Source organism: Ezakiella massiliensis, from assembly GCF_059862345.1.
On the sequence record NZ_JCBCEO010000001.1, the window covers coordinates 594,049 to 609,351 of the forward strand.

At 37.4% G+C, this 15,303-nt stretch carries 15 protein-coding genes and 1 riboswitch; of the genes, 1 reads left to right on the forward strand and 14 read right to left on the reverse strand.

Annotated elements, in window-relative coordinates:
* Positions 1 to 48: 48 nt before the first annotated feature.
* From AC6FXG_RS02760 to guaB, 14 genes are all read right to left on the reverse strand, one after another.
* Positions 49 to 999 carry an ABC transporter ATP-binding protein gene (locus AC6FXG_RS02760; RefSeq protein WP_075573446.1) on the reverse strand — a complete coding sequence of 317 codons (951 nt, stop codon included), beginning with the start codon at positions 997 to 999 and terminating at the stop codon, positions 49 to 51.
* A 1-nt stretch (position 1,000) separates the two neighbouring features.
* Positions 1,001 to 1,996, reverse strand: a complete 996-nt coding sequence (locus AC6FXG_RS02765; protein ID WP_500571470.1) for an ABC transporter ATP-binding protein — start codon at positions 1,994 to 1,996, stop codon at positions 1,001 to 1,003.
* A gap of 9 nt (positions 1,997 to 2,005) precedes the next feature.
* Positions 2,006 to 2,884 carry an ABC transporter permease gene (locus tag AC6FXG_RS02770; protein ID WP_075573444.1) on the reverse strand — a complete coding sequence of 293 codons (879 nt, stop codon included), beginning with the start codon at positions 2,882 to 2,884 and terminating at the stop codon, positions 2,006 to 2,008.
* A gap of 9 nt (positions 2,885 to 2,893) precedes the next feature.
* A complete protein-coding gene (locus AC6FXG_RS02775) occupies positions 2,894 to 3,823 on the reverse strand; it encodes an ABC transporter permease (protein ID WP_075573443.1) in 930 nt (309 codons plus the stop codon).
* Positions 3,824 to 3,885: 62 nt separating this feature from the next.
* On the reverse strand, positions 3,886 to 5,427 hold the full coding sequence (locus AC6FXG_RS02780; RefSeq protein WP_500571471.1) for an ABC transporter substrate-binding protein: 1,542 nt from the start codon (positions 5,425 to 5,427) through the stop codon (positions 3,886 to 3,888).
* 426 nt (positions 5,428 to 5,853) lie between these two features.
* Positions 5,854 to 6,516 carry a 16S rRNA (guanine(527)-N(7))-methyltransferase RsmG gene (gene rsmG, locus AC6FXG_RS02785; RefSeq protein WP_500571472.1) on the reverse strand — a complete coding sequence of 221 codons (663 nt, stop codon included), beginning with the start codon at positions 6,514 to 6,516 and terminating at the stop codon, positions 5,854 to 5,856.
* On the reverse strand, positions 6,497 to 8,377 hold the full coding sequence (mnmG, locus tag AC6FXG_RS02790; RefSeq protein WP_500571473.1) for a tRNA uridine-5-carboxymethylaminomethyl(34) synthesis enzyme MnmG: 1,881 nt from the start codon (positions 8,375 to 8,377) through the stop codon (positions 6,497 to 6,499). Before mnmG ends, rsmG begins: the two co-directional genes overlap by 20 nt.
* A gap of 4 nt (positions 8,378 to 8,381) precedes the next feature.
* A complete protein-coding gene (gene mnmE, locus AC6FXG_RS02795) occupies positions 8,382 to 9,710 on the reverse strand; it encodes a tRNA uridine-5-carboxymethylaminomethyl(34) synthesis GTPase MnmE (protein WP_500571474.1) in 1,329 nt (442 codons plus the stop codon).
* A 16-nt stretch (positions 9,711 to 9,726) separates the two neighbouring features.
* Positions 9,727 to 10,683: an RNA-binding cell elongation regulator Jag/EloR gene (jag, locus tag AC6FXG_RS02800; RefSeq protein WP_500571475.1), complete on the reverse strand. Its 957-nt coding sequence runs from the start codon at positions 10,681 to 10,683 to the stop codon at positions 9,727 to 9,729.
* Position 10,684: 1 nt separating this feature from the next.
* A complete protein-coding gene (locus tag AC6FXG_RS02805; protein ID WP_500571476.1) occupies positions 10,685 to 11,386 on the reverse strand; it encodes a YidC/Oxa1 family membrane protein insertase in 702 nt (233 codons plus the stop codon).
* A gap of 25 nt (positions 11,387 to 11,411) precedes the next feature.
* Entirely contained in the window at positions 11,412 to 11,627 is a 216-nt protein-coding gene (yidD, locus tag AC6FXG_RS02810) for a membrane protein insertion efficiency factor YidD (protein ID WP_500571477.1), read from the reverse strand.
* Positions 11,624 to 11,950, reverse strand: coding sequence for a ribonuclease P protein component (rnpA, locus tag AC6FXG_RS02815; protein WP_500571478.1), 327 nt, complete (start codon positions 11,948 to 11,950; stop codon positions 11,624 to 11,626). Before rnpA ends, yidD begins: the two co-directional genes overlap by 4 nt.
* Positions 11,950 to 12,084: a 50S ribosomal protein L34 gene (gene rpmH, locus AC6FXG_RS02820; protein WP_075573435.1), complete on the reverse strand. Its 135-nt coding sequence runs from the start codon at positions 12,082 to 12,084 to the stop codon at positions 11,950 to 11,952. Before rpmH ends, rnpA begins: the two co-directional genes overlap by 1 nt.
* A 121-nt stretch (positions 12,085 to 12,205) precedes the next feature.
* A complete protein-coding gene (gene guaB / locus AC6FXG_RS02825; RefSeq protein ID WP_500571479.1) occupies positions 12,206 to 13,660 on the reverse strand; it encodes an IMP dehydrogenase in 1,455 nt (484 codons plus the stop codon).
* A 153-nt stretch (positions 13,661 to 13,813) separates the two neighbouring features.
* Positions 13,814 to 13,908, forward strand: a riboswitch (SAM riboswitch).
* 68 nt (positions 13,909 to 13,976) lie between these two features.
* Between guaB and metK the strand changes: the two genes are divergently transcribed.
* The gene (gene metK / locus AC6FXG_RS02830) at positions 13,977 to 15,146 is read left to right on the forward strand and encodes a methionine adenosyltransferase (RefSeq protein ID WP_500571480.1); all 1,170 of its coding nucleotides are present in this window, start codon (positions 13,977 to 13,979) and stop codon (positions 15,144 to 15,146) included.
* Positions 15,147 to 15,303: the final 157 nt, after the last annotated feature.

Consider the following 15,303-nt stretch of genomic DNA (forward strand, 5'->3'; position numbering starts at 1 on the left):
CTTTGATTTTAAATTTCAAAGCAGTTTTATTGTTTAACTTATAATTAATTATACCAAGTGGCAAGCTACGAAGTGTCCTGGAGATACTTCTCTTATTTGTGGGTGTGGGCCATCGCAAATGCCTTCTTTTCTATTCCTACATCTTCCATAGAATACACATCTATCTGGTGGATCAATTGGAGAAGGTACATCGCCTTCAAGTATAATCCTCTTTGCCTGATAGTCATATTCTGGAACAGGTATAGCTGATAAGAGCGCCTTGGTATATGGATGCAATGCATTTTCAAAGATTGCCTTGTAGTCTGCAAGTTCAACCATACGGCCCAAGTACATAACTGCAACCCTGTCTGACAAGTGTCTTACGACTGAAAGGTCATGAGATATAAATAGATAGGTAAGCTCTTTATCCTGTTGGATATCTTGGAGTAAGTTCAAAACTTGAGCTTGAATAGAAACGTCAAGAGCAGATACAGGTTCGTCGAGGACGATAAATTCTGGCTTCATAACCAGGGCCCTTGCTATACCAATTCTTTGCCTTCTACCACCGTCAAGTTCGTGAGGATATGAGTTAATAAGCCTCTTTTCAAGACCAACTGTTTCCATCATTTCCATAACTACTTCTTCAATTTCCTTTTTATCCTTGTAAATCTTGTTTACATATAAAGCATCAGCTATAAGATCAAAGGTATTTAATCTAGGGTTTAGTGATGAGTATGGATCTTGGAAAACAATTTGCATTTCCCGTCTTAGGAGGCGCAAATCTTTTTTGCTGTGCCTGTTCATTATATTTTCGCCATTTAGGTAAATTTCACCTGAGGTTGGTTCGTGTAGTCTAATTATAGCACGACCTGCAGTAGATTTACCGCAGCCAGATTCACCAACAAGACCTAGAGTTTCACCCTTGTCAATATATAAGGATAAATCTTCAACAGCATGTAATAGGCCTTTTTTAGTAGGAAAGTATTTTTTTAAATTTTTTACTTCAATAAAATGATCCATCTTATACCTCCTTATTTTCGGCCTTGTCCGAATTTTCAAACAAGAAACACTTTACAAAGTGATCTTCTTCAACTTCATACATCTTCGGATCTTCTAGCTTACATCTTTCCATGCAATGTGTGCATCTTGGGTGGAATTTGCATCCTTTTGGCAAGTCAGTTGGGTCAGGTGTGGCACCTGGAATAACTGCGAGTCTTTCAACATCATCCGTTAAACTTGGAATTGATTCGAACAAACCAATTGTATATGGATGCAATTTATTTGTATAAATATCTTTTGTTGAACCGCTTTCTACAACTTCACCAGCGTATACAACATCAACCCTATCTGCTATTTCAGCTATAACTCCCAAGTCGTGAGTAATCATAATAATCGAAGTGTTAAATTTTCTCTTGAGGTCCTTCATAAGTTCCAATACTTGGGCTTGTATAGTAACGTCAAGAGCTGTTGTAGGTTCGTCAGCTATTATGATTTCAGGATTACAAGCAAGAGCCATAGCTATAACTATTCTTTGCTTCATACCACCTGACAATTGGTGTGGATAGTCGTTTACACGTTCTGGTCTAATACCTACAAGTTCTAGCATTTCAAGTACTCTTTTGTCTTGGTCTTTTTTATTTAGATCGGTGTGGAGTTCAATAACTTCCTTGATTTGATCACCAATTGTCATAACAGGGTTTAGAGAAGTCATAGGGTCTTGGAAAATCATGGAAATCTTTTTACCACGAATCTGTCTCATTTCTTTGCCCTTTTTCTTTAGTACATCTTCCCCTTCAAATTCAACAACACCATCTGTAATTACTCCGGGTGGATCTGGAATCAAGTTTAATATTGATAAGGCTGTTGTAGTTTTGCCAGCCCCAGTTTCTCCAACAAGACCCAAAGTTTCTGATCTATTTAGCGATAAATTCATATTATTTACTGCTTTAACTATTCCTGAGTCGGTATGAAATTCAACGCATAGATTTCTTATATTTAATAAATCTCCTTTTTGCATAATTCCCTCCTATCTCTTAAGCTTAGGATCAAGAGCATCTCTTAAACCATCGCCCATAACATTTAAAGCAAAAATTGTAATTACAATTGCAAGTCCTGGAAATACCGTAATGTGTGGGTAGTGCATAATATATGTTCTACCATCAGATAACATTGCGCCCCATTCAGGTGTTGGAGGTTCTAGCCCCAAACCAATAAATGATAGACCTGCTGCATTGATAATTGCATAAGCAACACCAAGTGTAGCTTGAACTATAATAGGAGCCATACAGTTAGGGATTATGTGTTTAAAAATAATTCTAAAATCTGTAGATCCATTAGCCTTTGCAGCTTCTACAAATTCATTGTCCTTAATTGTTAAAACTGATGACCTAACAATTCTCGCATAAGCAGGAACTGATGCAATACCAACAGCAATCATAAGGTTGCCAAGACCTGTGCCCAGTGCAGCCATAATTGCAATTGCCAGCAAAATATCAGGAATAGCCTGTAGGATATCGATAAATCTCATAACGAGTGTATCGACCTTACCGCCATAATAACCTGTTATAGCACCCATAGTTACCCCAAAAATAAGTGCAATAGAAACAGAAATAAAACCAACCTTTAATGAAATTCTTGAACCATAAACTACACGTGAGAAAATATCACGACCAAGGTGGTCTGTTCCAAATATAAATTCGCTGTTTGGTGTAACAAAAGGATCAGCCACGATTTCATTATACTTAAATGGTGCAATTACATCTGCAAATATAGCACTTAAAACCAATATTATTAGGATTACAAGACCAACCATGGAAAGTTTATTTCTTGACATCCTCTTCATAACTTCACTTAGACCAGTTTGGCGTCTAGATTTTTCTTTTCTAACTTTATTTTCTTTAGCCATAATTATCACCTACACATATTGACTCTTAACACGTGGATCGATGAAAGTATAGAGAATATCAACGATCAAGTTAACAAATGCAAATGTAATAGCTACGAAAAGTACGCAGCCCATAACCATTGGCATATCACGTTTATTAATAGAGTCAACCATTAAACGACCAATTCCTGGGATAGAAAATATAACTTCTGTCATAAGAGCTCCGCCCATCAACTGACCAAATTGTGTACCAATAACTGTAGTGATAGGTATAAGAGCATTGGCAAGAGCGTGTTTTTTTCTAATAACCTTGTCTTCTTGGCCTTTTGCTTTTGCAGTTCTTATATAGTCTTGTCTAATAACTTCAAGCATGGAGCTTCTGGTTTGTCTGGTAATAACACTAACCGATTGTGCACCAAGAGCAACTGCCGGAAGAATCCATTGGCGTGGTGAATCAAAACCAGATGCTGGTAACCAACCAAGCCGTACAGAAAACAACATTATAAGCAAAAGTCCCAGCCAGAATACCGGCATGGAAATCCCTATGAGGGCAAAAATCATTGTTATGTTATCAAAAATACTATATTGTTTAACAGCAGAGATAATCCCGATAGGAATACCTAGAATTACTGCAAATGTAATAGCTAAAAATGCAAGTCTAATAGTTGCGCCAGCACGACTTTGAATTTCTTTTACTACTGGCACCCTAGTAATATAACTTCTTCCTAAATCTCCCTTAAGTACCATATTTTTTAGATATCTTCCGTATTGTACAAAAAACGGATCATCCAAACCCAATTCTGCCCTTAAATCCTTAACTTGTTGTTCTGTTGCAGATGGACCTAAAACGTTTCTCGCCGGATCACCAGGCGTTACATACAATAACCAGAAAACAAATAAACTTACAAGTAGAATAACGGGGATAAGATACAATAATCTTTTTAAAATATATTTTACCATTTGTACCTCCTAATATTAAAGAAAAGGCCACTAAATTGAAGTGGCCTTATTCAATTTAATAACTATTCTTCTATTGTTACTTTGTTTAGCTTGTAGAAACCAAATGGATTCATTTCAAAACCTTTAACCTTTGCTGATGTAGCAACTGTTAATTCTGACCAGTATTGAGGAATCCAAACTTGTGTATCAAGAATTCTTTGTTGAGCTTTCTTGTATAGTTCGCCACGTTTTGCATCGTCTTGTTCTTCTCTAGCGTCTTCTAGAAGTTTGTCTAGTTCTGGGTCGTCTAGGAAGCAGTAGTTTCCGCCTTCACCCTTTGCAGATGAGTGGAAGCATGGGAATAAGAATGTGTCTGGGTCTGGTGTATCTGAAATCCAAGCGATTTCAAACATATCTTGTTGACTATTCTTTAATAAGTCATTGAATGCTGACCATTCCATAACTTGAATTGTTACATCGATGCCGATTTCAGCAAGTTGTTCTTTAATAATAGTTGCCATGTCAACTCTTTGTTTTCTTTCGTTTGTTGATAGAGTTGTAGCAAATCCGTTTTCATATCCAGCTTCTTTTAATAAAGCCTTAGCTTTTTCAACGTCACGTTTCTTAGGTTGTGTTGAATCACCGATTGAGTATTTTAGTGTTGGTGGCATTGAGTTGGATGCTGTGCGTCCTAGACCTAGCCATACCTTTGGAATAATTTCTTCCATGTCAATACCGTAAGCAATAGCTTCTCTTACCTTTGGATTGTCAAATGGAGCTTTTGATGTGTTAAATCCTAGATATGTTGTACCATAGTCGTCTGATTTAAACATTTTAAGTTTGTCATCTTTTTCAACTTGTTCAACGTCTAGAGGTTGAATTTCGTAAGCGATTTGTGCTCCGCCAGTTTGCAATTCAACAAATCTGTTAGTTGGTTCAGGAACGATTTTCATTTCAAGTTTAGCAACGCCAGCTTTTTCTCCGTGATAATCTTCAAAACGTGAGAATTTTAAAACTGTAGCCTTTTGCCATTCGTCAAGTTTAAATGGACCTGTACCTATAACTTTGTCGCCTGTTTGACCATAGTCTTTGCCAGCTTCTTCAACAGCTTTTTTGCAAAGAATTGATCCGCCTGGGTGCATAAAGGCCATCAAAACGCCCTTAAATGGGTGCTTTAATTGCATTTTTACTGTATAATCATCAACAGCTTCAATGGAATCTTTGTCGATTGTGTTGAACAAGTGAAGAACGTTTGGAGCTTCACATGCTCTCTTGATTGAGAATACAACGTCTTCAGCTTTCATTTCTTCTCCATTGTGGAATTTAACTCCTTTTTTAAGATGGAATACATATTCTGTATCTGAAGGTTGATCATAGCTTTCGCATAGTAAAGGTTTGATTGAGCCGTCTCCGGTAAGTTCAAATAAACCTTCGTATACTTGTACTAATGCCTTTGATGAAGCATTGTCGTTTGATCCCATAGGATCCATTGTTACAGCGTCTGAGTCGTTAACTACTACAAGTGTAGCGTCTTTTCCGCCCTTTGTTGCACTGTCTCCTCCACAGCCGGTTAATAGTGTCATAACCATAGCTATAGAAATGATGATTGTCAAAAATCTTTTCATATTATCCTCCTTGTTTTGTGACAATTTATATTTACGTGATAACCACGGAAATACCAGAAAATTTATACAAAAAAACTACAAGAAATCCCTATCCTTGTAGTTTACTTAATGATTGCATAAAAATATAATAGTACATACTCTCAGACGAATAATTACTACTATTATAAGTTCCATTATAATTTTTTTCAAAATATGTAGCCATAATATTTCCTTCCAACAATCTTTTTGTACTTGGGTATATTATACCACATTTAATAATTTTGTAAACAATTAAACATGATTTTGTTTTAAAATTTCTATTAATTTTTTGCATTAAAAGTATTCAACATTTTTATAAGAATTGACCAGCAACTTAAAATGGCTTCTTTTAAATATATGTAAGATATAATTATAAAATAAAAACCTGGAGTTTCCTCCAGGTAAATTTTATAAAGGTTTAGTTTTTGCCTTATTTTGTCCACGGGGATATTTTTTGGGTGTTGGCTTTATCTTTTTAATAACCAAAATATTTCTTTCCCCATAGTCGTAATCAAATTTTACATTCTCAAGAATCTCTCCGCCAAGAATTTTTACGGCCTTTTTTGCCTCTTCAATCTCTTCATCAATAGCCGGCCCCTTCATGGCGAAGAAATATCCACCGACTTTAACAAAGGGCAAGCAGTATTCTACAAGTGTGTTTAATCTGGCAACCGCCCTTGATATGGCACCGTCGTAGGCCTCGCGTTCAGTAGTTTTGGCCAAGTCTTCTGCCCTGGCATGAATGGTCTTTACATTTTTTAATCCAAGGTCTTCTACAACTTCGTCTAAAAAATTAATTCGCTTTTTTAAACTATCCATAAGGGTAATTTTTAGATCTTCGTCTTGAAGTTTTATAATCACGCCTGGTATGCCTGCGCCAGTGCCAATGTCAATCAAGCTTTTAATCTCGTATTTTTCCAGCAAGGGCATTATGGTTACAGAATCTATTACGTGCTTATCCCACATATCATCGTAGTCATCAACTGCCGTTAGATTCATCACCTTATTTTTTTCTTGGATTAACTTTAAATATCTATCAACTTTTTCCTTATTAACTATTTCTGTTTTCATGTTTCCGCCTTTCCAGTTCAAGATGAATCATGAGTACATTCATATCAGATGGGCTGACCCCGCTAATCCTACTTGCTTGAGACAAGGTCTCCGGCCTAATTTGTGTAAGCTTGTCAGCCGCCTCATGTTTAAGGCCCTTTATCTCATGATAATTAATATCCTCTGGCAATTTACGATCTTCAAATTTGTGCATGCGGGCAATTCTATCGTTGTTTTTCTTTATATAGCCCTCATATTTAATTTCTGTTTCAATGAGGAGTTTTGTTTCCTTGTCTAAATTAATATTTATAGGAAACATTTCAAGGGCTTGGTCAATTCGAATTTCTGGCCTCCTGATTAGCTCCTTTAATGAAATAGCCGTCTTAATCGGCGTTGTATACTTTGACAAAATCTCATTTGTCTCTTCAGTTGGGGTGATTTTTTTATCTTCCAACAATTTAATCGCGTCTTTCAAAACTTTTTTTCTTTCAAGCATTTTCTTTAGACGCTCATCACTTGCCAGGCCAATATCATAGCCCTTTTGCGTGAGCCTTAAATCGGCATTGTCTTGGCGAAGGGTTAGGCGATATTCAGCACGCGCCGTCATCATCCTGTATGGCTCATAGGTGATCTTGGTTACAAGGTCGTCGATTAAAACTCCAATATAGCCTTCGTCACGTTTAATAGTAAATTCATCTTGGCCCTTGATTTTTCTTGCCGCATTTATTCCGGCGACAAGGCCTTGGGCTGCCGCCTCTTCATAACCAGAAGAACCATTTATTTGGCCCGCAAAGAAAAGATTGCTTATGTCCTTACTTTCAAGCGTAGACTTAAGTGAAGTTGCAAAAATTGCATCGTATTCAATAGCATATCCCGGACGCATAATGCGAACATTGTCCATGCCTTCAATCATCTTGTACATATTTTCTTGGATGTACTCAGGCATGGAAGTTGAAACGCCTTGGACATAAATTTCATCAGTCGATTCAGCTTCAGGTTCCAAAAATACTTGGTGGTCGTCCCTATCAGGGAAACGCTTAATCTTGTCTTCTATACTTGGACAATAGCGTGGCCCCGTCCCTTCTATGGCCCCAGAATAAAGAGCCGACTCTTCCATGTGGTCTCTGATATAATCATGCATCTTTTTGGTCGTTCTGGTTAAATAACAATTTACCTGTGGACGATCAATATCTTCCCTTGTATTTAAAAATGAAAATGGCGTTATCTCTTCATCGCCAGGTTGAACTTCCATATTTTCAAAATTTATAGTTTTCCTATCAACCCTTGCCGGTGTCCCCGTCTTTAATCTCCTAAGGACAATGCCGTGCTTTCTTAAATTGTCTCCAAGGAGAATTGATGGAAACCTGCCGTCTGGTCCAGACTCATAAATATTTTTCCCAATAAAAACCCTGCCCTTTAGGTAAGTTCCTGTTGCTAAGATAACGGCCTTTGCACGAATTTCTCTACCGTCGCGGAGAACGATACCCTTGACCTCATTATTTTCTACAATAATATCGACAGCCTCCATTTGACGAAGAATTAAATTTTCTGTGTCCTCCAGCTTTTGCTTCATGTGCTTGTGGTATTCAAGTTTATCGGCTTGGACTCTAAGCGAGTGAACAGCTGGTCCCTTGGATGTGTTTAGCATCCTTGATTGGATGAAGGACTTATCAATATTAAGTCCCATGTAGCCACCAAGGGCGTCAACTTCTCTAACCAAGTGGCCCTTGCCTGTTCCACCAATATTTGGATTACAGGAAAGAGCTGCAATTCCGTCCAAGTTCATGGTAATTATTAAAGTTTTTATTCCCATATTTGCAGCAGCAATAGCGGCCTCGCATCCAGCGTGACCAGCCCCTACTACTATTAAATCATAATCCATAATATCACTTCCCTACGCAGAAGTCTTGAAAGACTCTGTCAATCAAATCTTCATCATAATTTTTTCCTAAAATCGAATAGAGGTCATCCAAAGCCATTCTAAGACTTACTTCGACTATTTCAAAAGGCATAAAGTCCATATCGTTTTTGGCTTGGATTAACTCATCCTTTGCTGCCTCCAGGGCCTGCCTGTGGCGAAGGTTAAATATAGATGTAAATGACGCATCTACATCAATTGTAAATATTTTTTTAATTAGTGACATGATCTCGCGAATTCCTTGGTCCTCTTTAATAGAACCAATAACCAGATTATCACTATATTTTTTTATCTCTTCAAGGTCAGCACTTGTGCCCTTGTCAGCCTTGTTTATAAAAATAATTTTATTTTTATCTTCTACAGAATTTAAAATTTCCCTGTCTTCATCGGAAATTTTATCTGACCCATCGATAACCACGATTACAATATCCGCTTCCCTTGCAGATTTTTTGCTGAGTTCAATGCCAATCGATTCAACAACCTCGCTTGTGTGCCTAATGCCTGCAGTATCTATCAAGTGCAGATAAAGTCCCTCGTAATTTATAAATTCTTCAATAGTATCACGGGTCGTCCCAGGTATTTCAGTAACAATAGCCCTGTCCTTATTTGTAATTGCATTTAACAAGGAGCTCTTGCCTACATTTGGCCTGCCGATAATAGCAGTCTTGATGCCTTCTCTAATAAAGCTTGACCTGTTTTGGTCGTCCAAAAGATTTTCAATAGCCAAATAAATTTCATCAACTCTTGCCTTCATGTCATCGACATTGCCAAGTTCAGGATAATCAATCTTGGCCTCGCACTCAGCAATCAAAGACAAAAGTTCATTCGCCAAATAATCTATTTTTTCTGACAGGCTGCCTCCAAGGACATTAGTATATAAAACTTGCTCTTCCTTGTTTTGGGCATCGATGATTCCTGACACAGCTTCTGCTTCCAAGAGGTCAATCCTGCCATTTAAAAAGGCAAGTTTAGTAAACTCTCCAGCGTCAGCTTGGACAGCTCCCTCTTTTAAAAGGATTCCATAGATATAAAGAGTCGAAACATAACCACCATGGCAATATATTTCAACCATATCCTCAGTCGTGTATGAATAAGGCCCTTTAAAATAGCAAGCCATAACCTCGTCTATTATTTTATCATCATAGGCAATGTGGCCATAGTGCATAAATCTTGGCTTAATATCTTTTTTTGTTTTAAATATTTTCTTTAATATGTCAAGGCTCATAGGTCCTGACATTCTCACGATGCCAATGCCTCCACGACCAGGTGGAGTGGCGATAGCTGCAATAGTTCTCATAACTAAAAAACCCGCTTTATTGCGGGTCTCTTGTAATAACAATGGAGCGTCTCGGTTCTTCACCTTCAGAATGAGTAGAGACCCCTTCCATATCATTTAATGCCTTGTGGACAATTCTTCTATCATAAGCGTTCATAGGTCTTAATCTGTATTCGCCATCTCTGATAGCGCGCTCACCAGCATCTCTTGCAAAGGCCTTGAGCTTTTCTTTTTGATCGTAGATATAGTCTCCGCAATCAACTTCAAGCATGAGTCTTTCATCATAGCGACCTCTGACAAATTGACCTACCATATATCCAAGGGCATCAATAGTTGCACCTTTTTTGCCGATGATTCTAGAATTTTGTTCGTAGTCATCAAGCATGATATCAAGGACAAGGTTTTCATCTTTTTCTCTTTCGTCTATAATTTCTACATGGCCTTTAAAACCCATTAGATTAATTGTTTTTTCAAGATATTTTCTAGCAGCCTCAGCCATGTCTTCTTCAGTTTTATAGTGGTCAACACCTTCGAGTAAGAATGACTTCATAGGTCTAGCTATCTTTTCGTCAACAAAATTCTCTGTGCTTTCCTTCATGTCTTCGAATTTATCTTTTACATCTTCTTTTACATCATTAAATTTATCGCTTGCATCATTAGCGAGTTCAGATACCTTATCTGATGCTTTCTCAGCCATCTCAGAAACGTCTTCTTTTATATCATCATAAGCGTTTTTAGCATCAGCTGTAACTTCATCAACCTTTTTTTCAAAGTCTGATTTATTATCTTCAATTTCATTTAGTACTTGAGCCGTTTGACCTGTGCCCTTGCGGACAACAGTAACCTTGGCTTCTTTGGCACCTAGGCCAAGAAAACCCTTGGAAGGCTCTTCTTCTATAATAACATCTACTTCATCTCTTGTAGCTTCAAGCATTTTTAATGCGGATTCAATAGCTTCTTCAACAGTTTTCATTTCAAGTGTAACTCTATCCATCTTATTCTCCTTTTTTAAACAACAAATCTCTATTAGAAATTAAAGATTGAACAGCTGTAAACATTGTGCTTACAGTCCAATATAGGGCTAGACCACCAGGGTATTTAAGGGCAAACCAGAAAATCATAATAGGCATTACATAATTCATAGTTGCCATGCTTTGTTGCTCTTGTGATTGAGCTCCTACCTTTGGTGTAGTTAAAGTTTGTAAGTAGGTCATAACAGCAGTAATAAGCGGTAAGCCGTACCAATACGGATCAGCTTGAGTCAAATCTTTAATCCAGAAAAATGTCTTTAGCATATTATCATACATTCCTGATTCGTGGAAAACATAAAGACTTGGATCTCTCATTACCCTGAAAAATGCAAGTATAATTGGAAATTGGATTAAAAGTGGCAAGCATCCGCCTGTCATACTAGCTCCATTTTCTCTATACAGCTGCTGGATTTTCATATTTGCAGCCTGTGGATCGTGTTTATATTTAATTTGAATTTCCTTTACTTGGGGTTGAAGCTCTTGAGTCTTTTTCATTTGCTTGGAACTCCTAAGTTGTAAAGGTAGCAAAAGCAATTTAACAATTATGGTTGTAAGAATAATTGTAATTGCAAGGTAGCTAAAGTTTTCGTTTTCTGGGCCTATCGATTCTACAAAATCATAGACATATCTCATAAGCCAGCCCAGAGCGTTCGCTAAAAATTCCATTTAGTCTTTCCTTTCAATATTATATTTATGGTAAAGGGTCATAACCCCCATCGCAATAAGGATTGCATCTTAAAATTCGTCTAAAACTAAGGTATGAGGCCTTAAAAAAATTATATTTCTTGAAAGCCTGGAGGGCATATTCGCTACAAGTAGGGGTAAATCTACAATGAGCGCCCCTTAAAATATATTTGGATATTACTTTTTGATAGAATTTAATAAATCCTATGGCAATATATTTCATTTAATAATTCCACCGAGCCTTAGAACATGCAAGAGATTTCTAGAAAGCTCACTATACGACAGATCACTGGCGCCAATCTTAGGAGTAATTATAATATCGTAATTTTCCATATTTGAAATTTGCTCTCTCATGATGGCACGAATTCTTCTTTTTAATTTATTTCTAATATTAGCCTTGCCATGCTTGTTGGATACAACAATTCCCACGCGTTTAACTCCCCGCCTATAGCGGATTTTAAAAACGCGATTGGCCTTAAAATTTGATTTCTTATAAAGTGAGCTGAAATCCTCTTTTTTCTTCAGACGGTTTTCTTTTGCTAGCATTAAGCGCTTAGAACCTTTCTGCCTTTTGCTCTTCTTCTTTTTAAAACTTTGCGTCCGGCAGTTGTGCTCATTCTTTCTCTAAAACCGTGAACTTTCTTTCTAGCTTTTCTTTTTGGTTGGTAAGTTCTTTTCATAACCACACCTCCTTTATCTAATTTACCTATCTATTTTATCATAAAGATATTTTTTTGTAAAGGAAATTTGCTCTATAAAAACAAAAATTGCAAAGCAAAAACCCTGCAATTTAAACTTAAATTATCTTTGTGGTGAATAATTTGGACTTTCCTTTGTAATGTTGATATCGTGCGGATGGTTTTCAACGAGTGATGATGAAGTAATCTTCACATATCTTGGTTTAACCATTAACTCTGCAATGTCCTTGCAGCCCAGGTAGCCCATGCCTGATTTTAATCCACCCATTAATTGATAAATAACTTCGCCAACTTTACCTTTGAAGTGAACTCTACCTTCAACACCTTCAGGTACATATTTCTTAGTGCCTTCTTGGAAGTATCTATCCTTGGATCCTGCTGACATAGCTCCTAATGAACCCATGCCGCGATATTCTTTATAGCGTCTGCCTTCATAGATAACTTCTTCGCCAGGGCTTTCAACAGTACCTGCTAGAAGTCCGCCAAGCATAACAACATTACCGCCAGCTGCAATTGCTTTTGTAATATCGCCTGAATATTTGATACCGCCGTCAGCAATAATTGGTTTACCTTCTTCTTGGGCAGCTTTTCTTGCATCCATGATAGCTGTAATTTGTGGAACGCCAATACCGGTAACAACTCTGGTTGTACAAATACTGCCAGGTCCAATACCAACCTTTACGCAGTCAGCGCCTGCAGCAAAGAGTGCCTTTGTAGCTTCATAAGTTGCAACATTTCCTGCAATAACTTGTAAGTCAGGATAAGCGACCTTTAATTTTTCTACAGCCTTCATAACTCCAGCACTGTGACCGTGAGCTGTATCTAGAACAACAACGTCAACTTTTGCTTCCACGAGAGCAGCCGATCTTTCCATCATGTCGCCAGTTACACCAAGGGCTGCACCTGCAAGTAGACGGCCTTGGCTATCCTTTGATGAGTTTGGAAACTCAATTGATTTTTCTATATCTTTAATTGTAATTAACCCCTTTAGCCTATAATTGTCATCCACGATTGGAAGTTTTTCGATTTTGTGAGACATCAAAATTTCTTTGGCTTCATCCATTGTTACGCCTTCGCGAGCAGTGATTAAGTTTTCGCTGGTCATTGTGCTTTCGATGGATTTTGACATATCATTTTCAAATCTCATATCGCGGTTTGTAATAATGCCGATGAGTCTTCCATCTTCTTCTACAATTGGAACTCCACTGATCTTGTATGTGCTCATCAACTTTTCTGCATCAGCTAAAATATGGTTTTTTGAAAGATAAAATGGATCTGTAATAACTCCGTGTTCACTTCTCTTTACCCTTTCAACTTCATGGGCTTGCTCTTCAATGGTCATATTTTTGTGAATAATACCGATGCCGCCTTCTCTTGACATAGCAATTGCCATTTGACTTTCAGTAACTGTGTCCATCCCTGCAGACATAATTGGGATATTTAATTTAATCTTATTTGTCAGAATAGTTTCTGTATTAACCTCGCGTGGTAATACATGGCTCTCAGCTGGAACCAATAGGATATCGTCAAATGTAAGTGCCTCTTTGTAAAATTCCATAATTCCTCCTTAAGTAAATTCATTTTGCAAAATTCTTTCTAGTATTCATTATATAACAAATTTTAAAAAAAATCACGCAAAAATCGTATTTTTTCAAAAAAATTTTTTATAAAAATTGCTTGACAACTTATACCACATGTGGTAAAATGATATTGTTCATCAAGAGAGGCGGAGGGAATAGGCCCTGTGAAGCCCGGCAACCTAGTTTTAAGGTGCCAAGTCCTACAGATTAATCTGAAAGATGATCTTATCTTTAAGATGTTTTTGTGGCTCCTGATGAAGGAGTTTTTTTATTTTAAATTTGAAAGGAGAAAAAATGATCAGATTTCATACAAGTGAAAGTGTTACAGAAGGTCATCCAGACAAAGTCTGTGACAAAATTTCCGACTCAATCTTAGATGCGATACTTGAAAAAGATAAAAATGCACGCGTCGCTTGCGAAACAGTCGCATCTACCGGCTACATTATTGTTAGCGGACAAATTACAACCAATTGCTATATCGATATACCTGCTATAGTTAGAAAAACTATAGAATCAATTGGCTACACAAGAGGCAAATACGGTTTCGATGCTGAAAACTGCGGCATCTTAACTTCTATCGAAGAGCAAAGCCCTGATATTGCCATGGGTGTTTCTGACTCATACGAAAAGAAAGGCAGTTCAACTGACAAGTACGACGAAATTGGCGCTGGCGATCAAGGTATGATGTATGGATATGCATCAAATGAAACTGAAGAGTTGATGCCACTTGCCATCAAGCTAGCTCACGATTTGACCAAGCGTTTAACCGCTGTTAGAAAAGAAGGCATCCTTCCTTATATTTTACCAGACGGCAAATCACAAGTTACAGTTGAGTACCATGACAACAAGCCTGTGAGAATTACAAATGTAGTTATCTCTACCCAACACTTGGCATCAGTTGATATCGAAGACCTCAGAAAAGATGTAAAGCGTGAAGTTATAGATAAAATTATTCCACCAGAATATGTAGACGATGAAACCATTTATTATATCAACCCAACTGGTAGATTTGTAATCGGTGGTCCAAAATCCGATACAGGTCTTACAGGTCGCAAGATTATTGTGGATACCTACGGCGGATATGCAAAACACGGTGGCGGAGCTTTTAGTGGTAAAGACCCAACAAAGGTTGATAGATCTGCTGCTTATGCTGCCCGCTATGTTGCAAAAAATATTGTGGGAGCAGGACTGGCTGATAAATGTGAGGTTGCCCTTTCCTATGCTATCGGCGTTGCAAAACCAACTTCAATTGATATTGATTGCTTCGGCACAGAAAAAATTGATATCGAAACTATTAGAGAAAGAGTTGCCAAAAACTTTGACTTAAGACCAGCTGCAATTATTGAAAACTTTGACCTAAGAAGACCAATTTATGCCCAAGTTACCAACTATGGCCACTTTGGCAGACCAGAACTAGATCTTCCTTGGGAAAAATTAGATAAGGTGGATGCATTAAAATGTTAAAAGATCCGTTTTTAAAAAGAGCTTTTATAGTTGGAAGTGCTTTGCTTCTAATGTCTCTGCTCTTGTACTTGCTAATGAAGAAAGAAGGAATCTTATAAACTGCGATTTATTTCGCAGTTTTTTTATTTTCCAAAAATACTTAAGAATTTAGCCCCGG

Coding starts and splice junctions, on each gene's coding strand:
- rsmG (WP_500571472.1), bottom strand. CDS start 6,516: ATGAAAACAGAAATAGTTAATAAGGAAAAAGTTGATAGATATTTAAAG.
- AC6FXG_RS02770 (WP_075573444.1), bottom strand. CDS start 2,884: ATGGCTAAAGAAAATAAAGTTAGAAAAGAAAAATCTAGACGCCAAACT.
- mnmG (WP_500571473.1), bottom strand. CDS start 8,377: ATGGATTATGATTTAATAGTAGTAGGGGCTGGTCACGCTGGATGCGAG.
- rnpA (WP_500571478.1), bottom strand. CDS start 11,950: ATGCTAGCAAAAGAAAACCGTCTGAAGAAAAAAGAGGATTTCAGCTCA.
- metK (WP_500571480.1), top strand. CDS start 13,977: ATGATCAGATTTCATACAAGTGAAAGTGTTACAGAAGGTCATCCAGAC.
- rpmH (WP_075573435.1), bottom strand. CDS start 12,084: ATGAAAAGAACTTACCAACCAAAAAGAAAAGCTAGAAAGAAAGTTCAC.
- yidD (WP_500571477.1), bottom strand. CDS start 11,627: ATGAAATATATTGCCATAGGATTTATTAAATTCTATCAAAAAGTAATA.
- guaB (WP_500571479.1), bottom strand. CDS start 13,660: ATGGAATTTTACAAAGAGGCACTTACATTTGACGATATCCTATTGGTT.
- AC6FXG_RS02780 (WP_500571471.1), bottom strand. CDS start 5,427: ATGAAAAGATTTTTGACAATCATCATTTCTATAGCTATGGTTATGACA.
- AC6FXG_RS02765 (WP_500571470.1), bottom strand. CDS start 1,996: ATGCAAAAAGGAGATTTATTAAATATAAGAAATCTATGCGTTGAATTT.
- AC6FXG_RS02805 (WP_500571476.1), bottom strand. CDS start 11,386: ATGGAATTTTTAGCGAACGCTCTGGGCTGGCTTATGAGATATGTCTAT.
- mnmE (WP_500571474.1), bottom strand. CDS start 9,710: ATGAGAACTATTGCAGCTATCGCCACTCCACCTGGTCGTGGAGGCATT.
- AC6FXG_RS02775 (WP_075573443.1), bottom strand. CDS start 3,823: ATGGTAAAATATATTTTAAAAAGATTATTGTATCTTATCCCCGTTATT.
- AC6FXG_RS02760 (WP_075573446.1), bottom strand. CDS start 999: ATGGATCATTTTATTGAAGTAAAAAATTTAAAAAAATACTTTCCTACT.
- jag (WP_500571475.1), bottom strand. CDS start 10,683: ATGGATAGAGTTACACTTGAAATGAAAACTGTTGAAGAAGCTATTGAA.